Source organism: Natronospirillum sp. (assembly GCF_022565775.1).
Classification (GTDB): Bacteria; Pseudomonadota; Gammaproteobacteria; order Pseudomonadales; family Natronospirillaceae; genus Natronospirillum.
The window spans coordinates 1-17,196 of sequence record NZ_JAIUMC010000065.1 but is presented as its reverse complement, the minus strand read 5'-3'; the positions used below and the strand labels follow the sequence as shown (position 1 = coordinate 17,196).

15 protein-coding genes are annotated in these 17,196 nt (G+C 59.3%); 7 read left to right on the top strand and 8 right to left on the bottom strand.

What is annotated here, in order from left to right; translation table 11 throughout:
• Positions 1 to 117: 117 nt before the first annotated feature.
• The gene (locus LAT62_RS11805; RefSeq protein ID WP_293383894.1) at positions 118 to 582 is read right to left on the bottom strand and encodes a hypothetical protein; all 465 of its coding nucleotides are present in this window, start codon (positions 580 to 582) and stop codon (positions 118 to 120) included.
• Between the two features lie 120 nt (positions 583 to 702).
• On the opposite strand from LAT62_RS11805, the gene mnmH reads away from it, so the two are divergent.
• The 3 genes from mnmH to LAT62_RS11790 all read left to right on the top strand — a co-directional run bounded on the left by mnmH (position 703) and on the right by LAT62_RS11790 (position 4,615).
• On the top strand, positions 703 to 1,806 hold the full coding sequence (gene mnmH, locus LAT62_RS11800; protein ID WP_293383891.1) for a tRNA 2-selenouridine(34) synthase MnmH: 1,104 nt from the start codon (positions 703 to 705) through the stop codon (positions 1,804 to 1,806).
• Entirely contained in the window at positions 1,803 to 3,977 is a 2,175-nt protein-coding gene (gene selD / locus LAT62_RS11795; RefSeq protein ID WP_293383888.1) for a selenide, water dikinase SelD, read from the top strand. The genes mnmH and selD overlap by 4 nt, the downstream gene beginning before the upstream one ends.
• A gap of 113 nt (positions 3,978 to 4,090) precedes the next feature.
• The gene (locus LAT62_RS11790) at positions 4,091 to 4,615 is read left to right on the top strand and encodes a hypothetical protein (RefSeq protein ID WP_293383885.1); all 525 of its coding nucleotides are present in this window, start codon (positions 4,091 to 4,093) and stop codon (positions 4,613 to 4,615) included.
• Positions 4,616 to 4,621: 6 nt separating this feature from the next.
• Here the strand turns inward: LAT62_RS11790 and LAT62_RS11785 are convergent, their stop codons facing one another.
• From LAT62_RS11785 to pepQ, 4 genes are all read right to left on the bottom strand, one after another.
• Positions 4,622 to 5,494, bottom strand: a complete 873-nt coding sequence (locus LAT62_RS11785) for a sulfurtransferase (protein WP_293383882.1) — start codon at positions 5,492 to 5,494, stop codon at positions 4,622 to 4,624.
• The gene (locus LAT62_RS11780; protein ID WP_293383897.1) at positions 5,494 to 6,894 is read right to left on the bottom strand and encodes an ATP-binding cassette domain-containing protein; all 1,401 of its coding nucleotides are present in this window, start codon (positions 6,892 to 6,894) and stop codon (positions 5,494 to 5,496) included. Before LAT62_RS11780 ends, LAT62_RS11785 begins: the two co-directional genes overlap by 1 nt.
• 68 nt (positions 6,895 to 6,962) lie before the next feature.
• A complete protein-coding gene (locus tag LAT62_RS11775; RefSeq protein ID WP_293383879.1) occupies positions 6,963 to 8,015 on the bottom strand; it encodes a Glu/Leu/Phe/Val dehydrogenase in 1,053 nt (350 codons plus the stop codon).
• A 184-nt stretch (positions 8,016 to 8,199) separates the two neighbouring features.
• Entirely contained in the window at positions 8,200 to 9,522 is a 1,323-nt protein-coding gene (pepQ, locus tag LAT62_RS11770; RefSeq protein WP_293383876.1) for a Xaa-Pro dipeptidase, read from the bottom strand.
• Here pepQ and LAT62_RS11765 point away from each other — a divergent pair.
• Positions 9,521 to 9,655, top strand: a complete 135-nt coding sequence (locus LAT62_RS11765; protein ID WP_293383873.1) for a hypothetical protein — start codon at positions 9,521 to 9,523, stop codon at positions 9,653 to 9,655. The two genes, pepQ and LAT62_RS11765, sit on opposite strands and share 2 nt — an antisense overlap.
• Before the next feature lie 19 nt (positions 9,656 to 9,674).
• Here LAT62_RS11765 and LAT62_RS11760 read toward each other — a convergent pair whose 3' ends face one another.
• The 3 genes from LAT62_RS11760 to LAT62_RS11750 all read right to left on the bottom strand — a co-directional run bounded on the left by LAT62_RS11760 (position 9,675) and on the right by LAT62_RS11750 (position 12,075).
• Positions 9,675 to 10,724, bottom strand: coding sequence for an MBL fold metallo-hydrolase (locus LAT62_RS11760; protein ID WP_293383870.1), 1,050 nt, complete (start codon positions 10,722 to 10,724; stop codon positions 9,675 to 9,677).
• Between the two features lie 86 nt (positions 10,725 to 10,810).
• Positions 10,811 to 11,548 (bottom strand): oxygen-insensitive NADPH nitroreductase, encoded by a 738-nt coding sequence (nfsA, locus tag LAT62_RS11755; protein ID WP_293383867.1) that lies wholly within the window; start codon positions 11,546 to 11,548, stop codon positions 10,811 to 10,813.
• 71 nt (positions 11,549 to 11,619) lie between these two features.
• Positions 11,620 to 12,075: an Lrp/AsnC family transcriptional regulator gene (locus LAT62_RS11750; protein ID WP_293383864.1), complete on the bottom strand. Its 456-nt coding sequence runs from the start codon at positions 12,073 to 12,075 to the stop codon at positions 11,620 to 11,622.
• A gap of 118 nt (positions 12,076 to 12,193) precedes the next feature.
• On the opposite strand from LAT62_RS11750, the gene LAT62_RS11745 reads away from it, so the two are divergent.
• The 3 genes from LAT62_RS11745 to LAT62_RS11735 all read left to right on the top strand — a co-directional run bounded on the left by LAT62_RS11745 (position 12,194) and on the right by LAT62_RS11735 (position 17,145).
• Positions 12,194 to 13,405, top strand: a complete 1,212-nt coding sequence (locus LAT62_RS11745; protein WP_293383861.1) for a methionine gamma-lyase — start codon at positions 12,194 to 12,196, stop codon at positions 13,403 to 13,405.
• Between the two features lie 58 nt (positions 13,406 to 13,463).
• Positions 13,464 to 15,587, top strand: a complete 2,124-nt coding sequence (locus LAT62_RS11740; protein WP_293383858.1) for an EAL domain-containing protein — start codon at positions 13,464 to 13,466, stop codon at positions 15,585 to 15,587.
• Between the two features lie 490 nt (positions 15,588 to 16,077).
• Entirely contained in the window at positions 16,078 to 17,145 is a 1,068-nt protein-coding gene (locus LAT62_RS11735; protein ID WP_293383855.1) for a hypothetical protein, read from the top strand.
• The last annotated feature ends 51 nt before the right edge of the window (positions 17,146 to 17,196 follow it).

Genomic DNA, 17,196 nt, shown 5'->3' with positions numbered 1-17,196 from the left:
TGCGCACAGGGATGTGCGCAGTCGAGCTGTCATGGATGACGTTTTTTGCGTGTCTGCAGGCCGGTTTACCCGACACAGGCAAATCGAGAGTTGGGCCATGCAGGAACGACCGCAGTATTAGACCGGCGGCGCCCGCGGCTGCTGAGGATGGGAAAAGCTGGATAACAGCAAGGGCGTGGCAGGCAGAAGCTGTTCGCCTGCACTTTGCTGCAGTATTGGGGGATGAGAGGAGTCGGAGGCAGGCAGCCAGAACAGGCCCGCGACGGTGCAGTGCGGACAGTAGTGGGCAGAAAGGTCATGATCATGAGCCGATTCGGCATGCGCTTGATGGTGGTTGACCGCAACGTGTTCGTGGCCGGAGTCTTGGTGTTCGGCATGATGCGGGCAGTCATAGGGGCCGCGCGCAATCGAGTGCGATTCGTGCTCGGCGGACTGCTCGATCTGGGTGATGTTCGAAGGTTCAGGGGCCGTCAGCAGTTGCGCGCTGTGCACTGGATGCACGATATGCGCCCACACCAGCAACAGCCAGGCCACCCAGGCGAGCGGCGCGGAATGTCGGTGCTGGCGTTGACTCAGACGCATGCAGTTGGCTCGTGAGTTGATCGAGAAACAACGCAGCGGAAGATAACCACTGGTTTGCTGAATTGCAATCCACCGCTCACCCACACCATAATGCCGGCTTGTCTGAAGTAATGGTTCACCATGATCATCCATCCCCGAGACTTCGCTGATTTGCTGCTGCAGGGCCGCCCGCTGATGGATGTGCGCGCGCCGGTGGAATTCACGCGTGGTGCCTTTCCGGCCGCACAGAATCTGCCGCTGCTGGATGACGAGCAGCGCCATCAGGTCGGTCTGCGGTATGCCGAGGCCGGCGAGGAAGCGGCCATTGCGCTGGGTATTGAACTGGCCACACCCGACATCAAGCAAGCCCGCCTTGACGCCTGGGCCGGTTTTATCGAGCAGCACCCTGAAGGCGCCCTGTATTGTTTCCGTGGTGGGTTGCGTTCGCGCACTACGCAGGAATGGCTACAGGCTGAAGGTCTGGATTATCCGCTGGTCAAGGGCGGCTACAAGGCATTGCGGCGTTTTCTGCTGGACCAGTTGCAGGCGCTGATCGCCCAGGGGAATATCCGCACTCTCGCCGGCCCGACCGGCAGCGGCAAGACGGAGGTGATTCACGCCTGGCCACACAGCATTGACCTGGAAGGGCTGGCCCGGCACAAGGGCAGCGCCTTTGGTCGCGAGTTCGTTCCGCAGCCCAGCCAGATTGACTGGGAGCATGCACTGACCATTGACTGGCTGCGCCGCCGCAACAACAGTTCTGCGCCATTGCTGCTGGAAGACGAGTCCCGCCTGATTGGTCGCATCTTTCTGTCGCCGGAACTGCAGACCCTGTTACAGACCGCACCCGAGGTTCGCGTGCAGGCGTCCCTGCAGGAGCGCGTGCAGCGGTTGCGCGAAGACTATGTGATGACCATTGTGCGGCACTATCAGGACACCGAGCCTGAACACTGCTGGGAACAGGTGGCGACCTACATAGGTGACAACCTGACCCGTATCCGCAAGCGTCTTGGCGGTGCCCGCCATCAGGCGTTGCTCGCCTCTGTCCCGCAAGCGGTTGCTGCACTGCGTGACCACGACGACTGGAGCGGTTTCGATGACATCATCCGCTCGCTACTGCAGGACTATTATGACCCCATGTATCAGTACCAGCTGACCCGCTATCAACGTCCACTGGCGTTTACCGGCACGCACGACGAAGTCCTGGCCTGGCTGGCCGAACAGGATGGGGCGCTGCACGCATGAGACCGACGGCTGCTGAGGCCGAGCGCGATCTGGTATTGGTCGGCGGCGGACACACCCATGCTCTGCTGATACGTCGCCTGGGCATGCGCCCGGTGCCTGGGGTGCGGGTGACTCTGGTCTCCGAAAGCGCCATGACCCCCTATTCCGGCATGCTGCCCGGCCTGGTGGCCGGTCACTACCATTTCAACGAAACCCATATTGATCTCAACAGACTCTGTCAGCGTTGCGGTGTGCGCTTTGTCGAGGGGCGACTGACCGGATTCGATCCGCAAGCCCACCGCTTGCAGATTCAGGGGCGGCCTGATTTGCGCTATGACCTGGTCAGTTTCGACACCGGGTCCACGCCGAACCTTGACCTGCCGGGGGCCCGCGAGCATGCCGTTGGGGTCAAGCCGGTCAGCCACTTTCATGACGAATGGACCCGGCTGTTGAACCAACTGGAACAGTCATCGAGCCGGCCCATGCACTGGGGGGTGGTCGGAGCCGGTGCCGGTGGCGTGGAACTGGTGCTGGCCATGGCGCATCGTCTGCGCGACCAAAGCGGACTGCGCGTGCATCTGATTTTCAGCAGCGAACAGGTTCTGCCGGGCTATCCGAAGGGTGTGGTCAAGGCCGCAGAGCGGGCACTCAAGGCCGCGGGAATCACCCTGCATGCCCGGGCACGGGTTGCCGCAGTGACGGCAGACGGCGTGACACTCGAAGCGGGTCAGGCCATAGCCCTGGACCGCACCGTGCTCTGTACGCCGGCGTCAGCGCCGGACTGGCCGGACAAAGCCGGGCTGGATACGGCCAATGGCGGGTTCATCGCCGTCAACCAATATCTGCAGTCGACCTCGCATCCTACAGTCTTCGCCGCCGGCGACGTCGCCGAGATGGTGGAAGACCCCCGCCCCAAGGCGGGTGTTTATGCCGTGCGTCAGGCACCGACGCTGCATCACAATATCGAGCGCTGGTTCCGGCAGCAGCCACTGGAACCGCTGCGATTGCAGCGACACTTTCTATCCCTGCTGTCACTGGGTGACCAACAAGCCACCGGCAGCCGCAACGGTCTGGCCTGTACCGGCCGCTGGGTCTGGCGCTGGAAGGACCGCATTGACCGCCGGTTCATGGACGCACTAAACGAATTCAACCCCGGCATGGCGCAGACCGACGAATCGCCAGCCCCCATGCACTGTGCCGGTTGTGGCAGCAAGCTGGGGCCCGACCTTCTGCAAGACACATTGGCGGACCTGCCACAGGTACAGAAAGAGTCTGTGCTGCCGGCGCTGGGCAAGGCCGAGGATGCCAGCCTGTGGACGCCGACGCCCGGCCGGCAGATCGTACAGAGCGTGGATGGCTTTCGGGCCTTTTCCGATGACCTTTACCGGGTCGGACAGGTCAGTGTGCATCATGCCCTGAGCGACCTCTATGCGATGAATGCAACGCCGGTCTCGGCGCAGGTCTGGATCAATCTGGCCTTCGGTCATGCACGACTGCAGGCGGGCGATTTCCGGCAGGTGATGAGTGGAGTGGCCGAAGCCCTGGTCGCCAACGACTGTGTGCTCGCCGGTGGGCACAGCACGGAAGGCCTGGAGACGCATCTGTCGGTAACGGCCAATGGTGAAGTCGCTGCGAATGAAATCTGGCGCAAAACCGGCGCCCGGCCCGGCGACTGGCTGGTGCTGAGCAAACCCCTGGGCACCGGAGTTATTCTGGCCGCCGACATGACGGGCGACGCGCCAGCCGGCTCGATGGCCGCCGCCTGGGACAGCATGCTGCGGTCGAACCGGGAAGCCTGGCAGGCACTGAAGCAACAGCAGCCGAACGCTGTGACCGATGTCACCGGATTTGGCTTGCTGGGTCATCTGTTGGAGATGCTGCAGGACTCGCAGCTGCGTGCCGAGCTGCAGGCCGATGCGCTGCCTGTTTTGCCGGGTGCTCTGGATCTGCTGTCTGTCGGCCGGCAATCGAGCCTGGTTCCCCACCTGCTGCCCTACCTGAACCACTGTCAGATCGATGCGGGTATTGATCCGGCACTCAGTCATCTGCTGTTGGACCCGCAGACCTCGGGTGGCTTGCTGGCGGCAGTGTCCGATATCGCAACCCTGCCCGATACCTTCACAGTCATTGGCCGGCTGGCGGAGAGGTCAGGCCTGCCTGCAGTCCGGGTTATCCGGGCAACAGAGCCTTAATGTGAAAAGTGTCTCGCTATTTTAAATTTTGGAGTGCGAAAACCACGCTAACAAGCTAATGTCATGATACCGTCAAGGTACGCCATTCAGCTGTAACGAAAAGGATAACCGTCATGTATTATCGACTGTCCGCTCTGCTCGCTTCCGCCCTGTTCGCACTGTCAGCCTGCAGTTCCCTGCCCTCAGAACCTGACGGCGACGTGGCCTTGCTGGTATTTCCCATGCAAACCAGCACGGCCCCAGGCAACAGTATCTGGTGGGATTATCAGATATTTGCCGAGAATCGGGACACCGGCGAGCGAAAGCCTTTCTTTCTGCGCCCGGGCAACCGAGTCGAGTACGAGATCATCGTGCTGGACAATGGTGGTCGCTTTAACCTGAACGGCTGGAACTCCCGTTCGCGCAACACCAATCGCGTCAACGACCACGGTCTGAACCGCTTCACAACTGTCCGCAGTGGCCATCTGAATCTGTACCCCTATCGCCTGGTGGTGCGCAGCGAGGACGGTACACAGAGTCGGCGCTTTGTGGGCATTAGCCCCTCTGAACAGGAAGCTCTTCTGGAGCAGATTCGGGCGGACAATCCCGATATGGCCAACTGGCCAGACTTTTTGGCCGGGAGGCCGCTGCAAGACTGAAGTCTGTCAGTGGCTGGGTTCCACCGGCCGCTGATCATCGGTGACCCACTCGCTCCAGGAGCCGGGATAGAGTTTGGGTTGTGACAGTCCCGCCAGCATCATGGCAAGGATATTGTGGCAGGCCGTTACGCCGGACCCACAATAGCTGACAGGGGTTGGTGGCGGTGCGCTGCAGGCCGGGCTGCTGGGCTCCGGCCCGCTAACCAGCCCTGCATCGGCAAACCGCTGACGCAGGGCCGGCACAGGGAGGAAACGCCCTTCACTGTCCACGTTGCGGGAAAAATCCAGGCAAACCGCACCTGGAATGTGGCCGGCCTTGGGGTCCAGAGGCTCGGTTTCACCGCTGAAACGCGGCCAGGCTCGGGCATCCAGCAAATGCCAGGCAGACAGATCGGCGATCAGGTCGTCGGCACCTACTGTCCAATCCGGCGGGCAGTCCACTTCGATGCCCCCGGCCCCCGGCTGCGGGGTTTCGATGCTGGTGGCGCCCTTGACCGCCAGCCAACCCTTGAAGCCTCCATTGAGCACCCGCACATCTCTGAGGCCGGCCCAGCGCAGCATCCACCAGGCACGGGCGGCAAACATGCCATTGCTGCCGTCATACACCACGGCACGGGTTTCGGCGTCAACGCCCCATTGGCGCAAAATAGCCTGCCAGGCGTCGGGCTCCGGCAAGGGGTGGCGACCGGTGCTGCCAGGCACCACGGGTCCGGCCAGATCGTCGTCCAGATGCGCATAGACGGCACCGGGAATGTGCCCGGCCGCATACTGCTCACGACCCGCCAGCGGGTTCGTCAGGTCAAAGCGGCAATCCAGAATCAACAAGCTTTCAGAATCAAGTTCAGTCTGCAGTGATTCAGGTTCAATCAGCCAGCTCATCAGGCCTCTCCTTCTGTCATCGCCTCTTGTCGAATATGCCACCCTGAAGAGGCGGGTTCAAAGATCAGGCGCCGGCGAATCAGCGCCAGTTGCTCGTCCTGACGATGGCTGACGAACAACAGGGTCGTGGGGCCATCACACAGCAGCCGCTCCACGACAGCCAGCACACGGAACCGGTTGAGGTCATCCAGTCCCAGAGTCGGTTCATCCAGTATCAGCACCGGAGGTTGCTTGATCAGCGCCCGGGCAATCAGCACCAGGCGCTGCTCGCCGGAGGACAGGCTGCGCAGGGAATGGCGCGCCTTGTCGGCCAGACCGACACAGTCCAGCCACTGCAGGGCCAGATCCAGTTCCTGCTGACCAGTGGCCTGATACAGCCCGATGGAATCAGTCAGACCGGAGATAACGGCGGTGACTACATTGCCCGACACCCGGTAATCCCGCTGTAGATCGGTCGAGACATAGCCCAGGTGTTTCTTGATATCCCAGATGCTCTCGCCGCGCCCGCGCCGATAGCCAAACACGGTGAGGTCATTCACATAGCACTGCGGATGGTCGCCATTGACCAGCTTGAGCAGCGTCGATTTGCCGCAGCCATTGGGGCCCATGATCTGGGTATGCTGGCCGGGATACAGCGCCCAGTCGAAGCCTTCGAACTGCAGGGTGTCGCCATAGGCCACTCGGCCGTTGATCAGGTGCACCAGCGGCTCATCAGCCGGCCAGTGCGGCAACTGGAACTCGGATTGCCGGGGCGGCAACTCGGGCGCCGGTGCCTGGAGCAGTTCGGTGGTGGCCTGCCAGTCGGGATGGGCACGCACTTCCTCGGCGGGTCCGGTCAACGCCAGCCGGCAATGGTCGAGCAAGGCGATGTGGGTGGCCCAGGCCGGGATATCCTGACGCTGACCCACCAGCAGTATCAAACGCCAGCCGGTGGCGGCCAGTTCACCCAGGGCGGCGCTGAGCTCGACATGGCTGGCGGCATCAAGGCCTTCGAAGGGCTCCTCCAGCAGCAAAAGATCCGGCTTTGCCAGCAGAGCCCGGCCGAGCATGACGCGACGGCCTTCGCCGGAACTGAGCAGTCGGTAGCCGCGATCCAGCAAGCGGGTCAGCCCCAGCAATTCCGCCGTTGCTGCCACTGCTGCCGGATCGGTGTTGATTTCTGTCAGCAATTCACGAACCGGAGTGCCCTGATCCGGAATATCGGTCAGGTCCGTTTCGTCGCGGGACAGTTCACGTTCATAGAGGTCTTGCTGCTGCTCGAGCGACAGCCAGATGGCCCGCTCGGGCAGGCCCTGGAGCTGGCCTGCATCCGGCGCGCTCTCACCCGTGAGCAGGCGTGAAAGCAGACTCTTGCCACTGCCCACCCCGCCCAGCACCGTCCAGTGTTCGCCCGGCGCCAGCGTCCAGTCCGGTATGCTCAGCGGGCCGGCCCGCAGTTGTGTCAGTCGAATCGAGTCAGCAGTATCGTTCAGCGCAATCGCTCCCGGGCTATGGTGTCGGCAATCTCGCTGGTGGGCTTCTTTTCCCGCTGCGAGCGCTCAAAAATCTCGGTCAGTGTGCTGTGGATACCCCCCACATGCCGCTGAACCCGTTCCGGATCATACTGGCCGGACTGCTCATAATACACATCAATAACGCCGCCGGCATTGACCACATAATCCGGCGCATAGCAGATGCCACGATCGAACAGTACCTGCCCGGTCTCGGGCCGATCGAGTTGATTGTTGGCCGCACCGGCGATGATGCTGGCCTGCAGACGCTGCAAGGTTTCCTGATTGATGGTGGCACCCAGTGCACAGGGTGAAAACACATCCATCGGCTGATCATAGATGTCTTCGGTGGAAACCACCTCGGCATCGAGTTCCTGGCGCGCCTCCGCCAGCACTGATTCATTGACGTCGGCGACAATCAAGCGGGCACCACCGCCCACCAGCAGCCGTCCGAGGCGGTAGCCGACACTGCCCATGCCCTGGATACCGACGGTCAGCCCATTCAGCGAGTCCTTGCCCAGATGATGCTCCACGGCGGCGCGAATGGCCATATAGCAGCCATAGGCGGTGGCCGGCGAAGGCTCACCGGAGTGGGTCCGACCTTCGAAGTCCACTTTGTCATGATAGCCGGTCACATATTCGGTGACCTGGTGGATGCATTTCATGTCCTCCGAGGTGGTACCCGAGTCTTCGGCTGCGATGTAGCGCCCACCCAGGGCATTCAGGCCGCGTCCGAAGGCATGCAGCAGCTCTTTGGTCTTGTCCTTGCGCGGATCGCCGATGATGACGGACTTGCCGCCGCCCAGCGGCAGCCGGGCCATGGCACTCTTGTAGGTCATGCCCCGCGAAAGGCGGAGCACATCCCGGATGGCTTCTTCATCAGTCGCATAGGGATAAAATCGCGTTCCGCCCAGGGCGTGGCCCAGGCGGGTATTGTGCACGGCCATTATGGCGCGCAGGCCGCTGGCCTCGTCGTGAACAAAACTCAGATGCTCGTGGTGATCAAATTCCGGATGACTGAATACACTCATGACCAGTGCGCCTTCCCGTTGTTATGGTTGTCTCTATAGACTTGTGCAAGGCGTGCTGGCTGTCCAGCCAGAGTGACAAACTAAGCGGCCAGCAAAGGCGCGGGAGTGTAAAACCTGGTTGCCATTGCGGCGGCTGGCGCCGCCGGGCACGACTCACGTCGTTGGCCTACAGATCAGGCACAGCCTACAGGGCGAACGCCTCACGCGTGAGGTTGCGGCTCTTGCCGTCACCGATGATCAGGTTGTCCTCGATCCGGATGCCTCCAAAAGGTCGCAGCGATTCGATCAGACCAAGGTCGCAGCCGTGGTCGGCGTTGTCCTTCACCATCCGGTCGAGCAGCATGGGAATGAAATAGAGGCCCGGCTCGATGGTCAGCGCCATGCCTGCTTCCAGAATGCGAGTCAGGCGCAGTGCCGGTGCGTGTTCCGGCGGACGCTGCACGTCCGCCTGAGGTGATTGCCAGTGGCCGCCTACATCGTGCACCTGCAACCCCAGCAGGTGCCCCAGGCCATGCGGGAAAAACACCTGGGGAATGCGGTGTGCCAGTTGCGTGTCGACATCATGACGGCACAAACCCGAGTCATGGAGAATGGTGGCAATGCCGCGCAGGGTATCGTCGTGCAGATCCGGATACCGGATGCCTGCTACTGCTCTTCGGCACAGCACCTGTTGCAGTGCATCGACCTGCTGCAGCAACTCGGCAAACAGGCCCCTATCGCTGGTCGTGGTGCGTGTGATGTCACTGGCATAGCCCAGATACTGGGCTCCCGCATCAATCAACAGGGTGCGATGTTCCGCGGGCGCCTCGAACCGCCGCCGCTCATAGTGCAGCGTTGCGGCCGCTTCATTCAGCCCGATGATGCTGTGGTAGGGCTCGTCTTCCGCCACCTGGCGACTGGCCGACAGATAGGCATGATGAATCAGGGCTTCCGGCTGCCCGGCATGAAATGCTTCCGCCGCAGCCCGATGGCCAGCCACGGCAGACCGGGACGCCTGTTCGAGACAGTGAATTTCCCAGTCGGTCTTGACGGCGCGTGCATAGTGCAACGGGCTGAGCACAGCCGCAGGGTTGAGTGCTGCCGATTCGCCGAGCACGTCCAAACCCCGGGTTTGCGGGCCAAGCCAGGCAACGACAGCACCGGTCAGGTCACGCAAACCGGCGGTGACATCAGTCTGCCATTCCTGGATTCGCCAGTGCTTGCGCCAGGGGCCTTCCATGAGCTGGGGCGTCAGATGCCAGAAATCCTTCTGGGCGGGAAACAGCAGCATCGGCGGCGCATCCACCGTCACGATGACGAAGGTGCCCGGTGGCGGCACAAAGGGTAGCCACTGCTGGGCCAGCGGATAGGGTTTGAAGGGGTGCGCCTGGTCATCTTCGTAGCGCATCTGAAGATCGCCGGCCGTGATCACCGCCTGATGAATACCGGCCTGAGTCAGTACCTCGCGGTAGCGAGCCTGCAGGGTTTCCAAGTGACGGGCATACAGGGCATCGATCTGATCAGGCATGGGACTTCCTCACGAACGGCACATTCTCGAAAGCCGACACTATGCCACATTGACCAGTCTGCGCCATATTGGTGGCCGTGATCAGCACCGCCGGGATGACGATTTCAATGCCGCGACTGGCAAGAGGAATTGACGGCCGGTGACTGCCAGGACTAGTCCAGGCCCTGCTCCTTCCAGCGCAGGCGACCGCCGCGAATGTTCGCCACCCTGTCCACGCCACTCTGACGCAGGATATTCACTGCCATGGAAGAGCGCCGTCCGGACCGGCACAGCGCCACGATGGGCTTGTCAGTGGGCACTTCGGCCACCCGGTCATGAAGCTCTCCCACCGGAATCGTCACGGCACCGGCCAGTTGCTCTCCTGGCTCGGCGATTTCATTCGGTTCGCGCACATCCAGCAGGGTCACCTGATCACGATGCTCGACCACCCAGACAGGCTCGACTTCCGGCACGCCGGCGAAGGTTAGTCTCACCGGCGCCCAATCGGGCTCAGGGGGCAATTGGCCATCCTCGGGCCGACCGCTGCGCAGATTCGCCGGCAGCGCCTCGTCGATCTTCTTCGGGTGGGGCAGACGCATGGCTTCCATGTAACGCACGAAATCCTGCTCGTTGGCGCCGCCGCCGACACGTGGATTGTGCGCCTTTTCTTCAGCCACAGTGGACCGAGTCCGGCCGTTGTAGTCATGCGCCGGGTAGATGCGACAATCGTCCGGCAGCGAAAAGATCTGTTCGGTAATCGATTGATAGAGGGTCGCTGCATTGCCCTGCTGGAAATCGCTGCGTCCGCAGCCCCGAATCAGCACCGTATCGCCGGTAAAAGCCATGTGCTGATCCTGAGTTACATAGGTCAGACAGCCACTGGTGTGTCCCGGTGTTGCCCGCACTTCAAGTTTGATCGAACCTACGCCGATGATGTCTCCGTCATTCAGCGGATAATCCACATCCTCAACCTGGTTGACAGCAGCAGACCCGATCTTCGCTCCTGTTTTCTGCTTCAGTGCCCAGGCCGCTGTGACATGATCGGCATGCACATGGGTATCCAGCACCAGTTTGAGTGTCAGGCCCAGTTCTTCAAGCAGCGCAAGGTCGCGTTGCTGATGTTCGAAAACCGGGTCGATATAGAGCGCTTCCCGGGTTTTCTCGTCGGCCAGCAGGTAGGTATAGGTCGACGAGGTGGCATCATAAAGCTGGCGGAAGATCATGGTCACTCCTTGCGGCGAGCCGCATTATTTTAGCTTTTACTAATATAATGGCCACCACGAGAAAATACAAGTCGGCTCGCTGTCTTCTATCGCCTCAAGAAGCCTCGTTGCTGCAGAAACGGCAGCATATGGGGTCGCGCTTCCTTCTTCAACATACCGGAGATCTGTTCACTCCAGGTCATGGACTTGTTGCCACCGGTGCGCGTCTCGTAGTAGTGCCACACTGCAGCATCATAGTCACGGATGGTGTCCGCATCCGCACCATCCTCGTAGCGATCCTGCTTGAGCACCACCGACAGGGGCAGACGAGGCTTTACCTCCGGGTTCTGATCCGGATGACCGATACAAAGGCCAAACACCGGGTACACCAGTTCGGGCAGTTCCAGCGCGGTGGACACCTTGTCCGGATTGTTGCGCAGCCCGCCGATATAGCAGATGCCGAGACCATCCGCCTCTGCCGCTACGACCACATTCTGGGCAAACAGAGCAACATCAATAGTGGCGGTCATGAACTGCTCGGTGAAGCCGCTCAACATCTCGGCCTGGTGCATGTCGCACACCAGTTCATGGCGGCGCATGTCGGCACAGAACACCAGAAACACCGGTGCACTGACGATGTAAGCCTGGTTACCGGCCCATTCCGCCATTTGCTCCCGCTGGTCTTGCGCGTTGACCTGTATCACCGTGGTGGCCTGAATGAAGCTTGAGGTGGCCGCCGCCTGACCGGCACGGATATAGGCCTCGAGATGCTCCTGAGGAACAGGCTCGTCGGTGAACTTGCGAATGGAGCGATGGTTCTGAAGTGTCGAGAGTGTATCGGTCATCAAATGTCCTTTCTGAGCAAAGAGTGTCAGGATACCACAGTGCCGTTCGAGACAGAGGCAATCAGCCCCGTCTAACCGGTCGGAAGCTCGGCAGCCCTCTTGACCACACCGTACGCAAAGCTGCTGTCGATGGATCCGATGCCGGGAATCGTTTGCAGCGTCTTGCGCACGAAACGCTCGTATTCGGCGAGGCTGGGCGTCACCAGGCGCAGCAGATAGTCACGTTGCCCGGTCATCAGGAAGCACTCCAGAATTTCATCAATCTCGCCAATCCGCTGCTCGAACTCGTTGATGGTTTCCACATTGTGTCTTTCAAGGGTAATGCGGATGAATACGGTGATGGGGTAGCCGCAGGCTTCCTGGTCGACGACGGCTGTGTAGCCGCGAATGACACCCCGCGCCTCCAGTTGTCGGACGCGCCGCAAACAAGGTGAGGGCGACAGATTGACCCGTTCGGCCAGATCCTGGTTGCTCAGGCGACCGTTCAGTTGCAGTTCGTGCAGTATCTTGCGATCAATCTTGTCCATCGCAGGCCCTATTGGCATAAAATGCTAGTTTTATTAAAGGTTTCGCTATATTTTGCAATAAAATAGCGCCCTCATGAGCATAGAATGAAGGTTTCTCCCTGGCAATACCGGAGGCCCCATGTCAGCAGACAAGACCACAGGGTTCGCCACCCGAGCCATCCATTACGGCTATGAACCGCAGGACGAGCAGGGAGCACTGACTCCGCCCGTGCACCTGACCTCCACCTTTACGTTCGACAGCGCGGAACAAGGCGCTGCGATTTTTGCCGGGGAAGAAGCCGGTCACTTCTACTCTCGCATCTCCAACCCTACCGTGGAGCTGCTGGAAAAGCGCATGGCCGCCCTCGAAGGCGCCGAGGCCGCGCTTGGCTTTGCTTCCGGCATGGGCGCCATTACGGCACTGATGTGGAGCATCCTGCGCCCGGGCGATGAACTGATCACCGACACCACACTCTACGGCTGCACCTATGCTTTCTTTCATCATGGGCTCGCTGAATTTGGCATCCGGGTCCGGCATGTGGACCTCTCTGATCCCACCAATCTGGAAGGCGCCATCAGCGACCGAACAAAGGTGGTCTACTTCGAAACCCCGGCCAACCCCACCATGGATCTGGTGGACATTCAGGCTGTAGCGACAATAGCGCAGAAACACGGCGCTCGAGTGGCGGTGGACAACACCTATGCCACCCCGGTCAATACCCGCCCCATCGAGTTGGGAGCGGATTTTGTGGTGCATTCGGCAACCAAGTATCTGGGGGGCCACGGGGATCTTGTTGCCGGCGTGCTGGTGGGCAGTGCGGAAGACATGGCCAGCATCCGCCTGACCGGGCTAAAGGATTACACGGGTGCCGTCATGTCGCCTTTTACGGCGTTTCTGCTGATGCGCGGACTCAAGACGCTGGAAGTGCGCATGGAGCGCCAGAGTAAAAACGCCATGGCAGTCGCTCGCTGGCTGGAAGCCCAGCCTGGTGTCGAGCGTGTCCATTACCCCGGACTGGAAAGCTTCCCCCAGCATGAACTGGCCAAACGGCAAATGACCGGATTCAGTGCCATCATGGCCTTCGACATCAACGGCGGTGTGGAGGCAGGGCAGTCGCTGATGAACAACCTCAACCTGATCCGCCGCGCGGTTTCACTGGGCGATACCGAGAGCCTCATCCAGCACCCGGCCAGCATGACCCACTCGGTGCTCAGCCCCGAGGAGCGCGCCGAACACGGCATCCATGATGACCTGGTTAGACTGTCGGTCGGTCTCGAAACCTGCGCCGATATCGTAGCCGATCTGGAACAGGCCTTCGCCAGGCTGGACCAATCGATGCAGGCGGCGTAATTGCGCAATGCTCAATCGATAGATTGAGCCAATCGGTAGGTTGCGACGTAATAACAGCATGACCGAGACAAGCATTCCAATGCAGCCCAACAGGGCTGCCATCCTGAGCCAGCATTTGCTGGTTTTGCTGTTTTTGCTGCTGGCGTTGCTGCTGACCAAGCAGGTGTCCCCGGTTGACGCAGATGCTTATCTCTTTTGGCCCACAACTGCCTTTGCCATTGCCACGCTGGCAAACCGACCCCACCTTTTCTGGTCGGTCGCACTGGGTCTTTGGTTATGGGGTGTATTCGGGCCTCTGGGCTGGTGGCTGGGCACACTGAACCTGCTGACTCTGGCAGGCCCGCTGCTCTACCACCGGATGACCAAACACCAGGCGCCAGCAGCTTCCATTCCCACCCAGCGATTGCTCGACCTGGCCCGGATAGTTGTTTACTCTCTGGCGCCCTCAGCCTCGATCGGCACCCTCATTTTATGGGCAACCGGCACAGAAGGCGGCCTGGTGCTGGCGGCAGCATTTCTGGTCTATTTGCTGAGTGACCTGGCTGGAACTCTGGTTTTTCTGCCCATTTTGAGTCAATGGCTAAGACGTGAACACCGCATCGACTGGCGCTATCTGGCCGTTACCGCAGCCCTTGTTCTCATCAGCCCATTGCTGGTCTGGGTTGGTCTTGAGACCTATGCGCAAACCGCGCTGTTTCTGGTTCTTCCTTTCCTGACCTGGACCGCCCAGACCGCCAACCGCCCCACCCTGTCTCATTGCATGCTGCTGATCTTCCTGGGCTATTTTACCATGGCTTTCTTTGGCCTGGGGGGCTACGCCGCGGTCAATACCGTCGCTGAAATGGCACCTCTGACGCTGCTGATGGCCGCCGTGTACCTGACCCTGGATATGCTGCAGGGAATGCGGGTTGACAGGGACCGGGCGCTGGAGCGAGCCGAGTGGCTCTCGCTGCACGACAACAGAGCACCCGCCATGAACGAACGCGGATTGATCCGCTGGGCCGAGACACAGAGGTCTCTGGACGGTTTCGGGGCGCTGCTTTACAGACCGGTGAACAAGGAAATCTACCAGAGGAGTCTCAGTTGGGAAAAAATCAGCGCCATGGAGACACGCCTGATTACATTGCTGGGTCAGAGGGTTCCGAATGCTCAGATTGCCAAACTCAGTGACCTGACCATTCTGGCTGTTGCTCCATCTGCCGGACTCTCGGACGACAACCTGGTTGCATTGCTGCAGGTCGAAATGGAACTCGGACAAACCCGCTTCACCCTGGACGGCGCGCTGGCTGGCATTACCCAGTTGAGCGGGGACATGACAGACAACCTGAGTCGACTCAATGAACTCTGGGCGCGTGCCGTTCAACTGCCCAATCTGCGCATTGAAGTGGAGCGGGAGCAACCGTATGAATTTGATGCAGAACGGCGCATTCTGCAGTTCCAGAAGTATCGCTCGGCTGTGGAGCAAGGTGGCCTGGAATTGTGGCTACAACCCATCCGCGCTCTGACCAGCGGCCTGGCGAGCAAGGCAGAAGTACTGGCGCGCCTGCGGATTGATGATCAACTGGTTTCGCCCGGACTGTTTCTTCCGCTGTTCAATGATTTCAACTACCTCACCGAATTCGACAGGGCAGTGTTGGCGCAAACCTTTGCCCAGTTTGAACAGATGCATGACAGCCTTGAAGACAGAGCCTGTATCAACATCAATATATCTGGCGCCACTCTGGGCGACCCCAATCTGGTGCCGTGGCTTGGCGAACGGCTGGAGCACTACGCCATTGCTGCGACCAATCTGGGGATCGAAATCACCGAAACGGAACTGGTTACAGACAAAGCAACAGCAACCAGCAACATTGGCGGGATGAGACGCCTGGGTCTCAATGTGGCCATTGACGATTTTGGCACCGGCCTGGCCAGTTTCGAGTATCTGAATCAGTTCGAGGTCAATGTGCTGAAACTGGACGGCCAGTTTATCAGCGATGTGGCCAACAACCCGAAACATCAGGCCATTGTCAGTTCCATGGTCGCCGTGGCAAAAAGTTACAACCTGGAACTCGTGGGGGAGTTCGTTGACAACCAGGAAGCCCTGGACTGCCTGCAGGAACTGGGCGTCCAGTATGCGCAGGGGTTTCATGTCGGCAAGCCCTCCCATGCCTGGAAGGTCACTGCGCCGATAGAGAGCTGAGCCCGACGAGCTACCAGACCGCTTCTTCGCCCAACAAAAAACCCGGTTGGAATTAACCAACCGGGTTCTTTTAATTTGGTAGCGGGGGCAGGATTTGAACCTACGACCTTCAGCGGCTGCGCCGGATAGAAAGCTGAGCCCGACGAGCTACCAGACCTCGTCTTCACGCAACAAAAAAGGCAGATCAGTTTTACCCGATCTGCCTCTTGAAATTTGGTAGCGGGGGCAGGATTTGAACCTTCGACCTTCAGCGGCTGCGCCGGATAAAGAGCTGAGCCCGACGAGCTACCAGACCGCTTCTTCGCCCAACAAAAAACTCGGTTGGAATTAACCAACCGGGTTCTTTTAATTTGGTAGCGGGGGCAGGATTTGGTTATGAGACTGATGCTACCTCCACACTATCTTGTGTGGAAAAATGTCATTAATTGACTCAAACCCCACTACTGTTAGACTTCCTGTCTAACTAAGGTGGCGGACATTACACCAATTTATGACCATTAACAACTCCAACCTTGGGCACAAGGCCCACAATAATCATGAGCCCAAAATGACCGTAAGGCTAGAGCCACCTTACCTGCCACTATACGAATGGGCTGATGCCAATGAGCAAACTTCTGAGTTTTGGATCCTCTACGCCATCTTCGGTATGTCTGCTACCGACCCAAGTTTTGGCAATTTTTATGTGGAGCTTAACAAACCCGAGTCGGTGAAAATATTGAATGGCTGGACAACGAACAGCCTCATCAAGAAGGTAGTTGACTTCACCTACGATCTGAGATTAGCACCTGAAATGGAAGGGCTATACCCTCCACTTCACGTTGGGTCGGATCCCACAAGCATTAAAAGACGTTTTAAGGTACGACGAAACCCTACCTCATTAGCAGCACTTGTGGTTCAGCATCTTGATGCGAGTCGAGACATCTCAATAGAGAGGCATTGGCTTCAAACTCTAAGACTTTGGTTGATGTTCCAGGCGGCAGAGCGAATGGTCCACTACGGCACGCATGTAGACCGCAATATTGCCGAAGCTTCCAGGTACCTCACGATAAACAGCATCGAGCGTCAAAAGTGGCAAACGGTGTCTGCACTCATGGAGCTAGTGAAAGCTAGGCTCTCCCATGAAGGAGCGAGTTTCTCCGAAGTCACCAATGCAATTTCAGCCGCCGTTTCCCAATTACAAAATTCATCTGAACCTTTGCCGTTTCTAACGTCGATTAAGAAAATTGCTCGAGGTGACAACGAGCCAGAGCAGTTCGACACCACAGCCTCACTACCAGTAGTAAAAAGCAACTTCATTTCCTCTAGCCCACCAGAAATTACTGTTCAAGACGCCCTAGGGCGCACCCTGAAAGGTCAATTTTTGAGCACTGGCCCGGAAGACAATGCTGAACTACTATTTGTTTCAGTTGATCCGACAGACACCCCTGACCAGCAAATAGTCGCATCCAATTCGTTCTACATTCAGACCCCGGAGGCTTCTCACTACCTAAAATGGACTTGGGATAAGCCACTGCCAACGGAAATTGGACCACTGAAGCGGTGGATAGATTCAGAGTAAGCGCCAAAGAATCAGCATCTGTTAATCCGGAGAACCACCGATCACACTGAC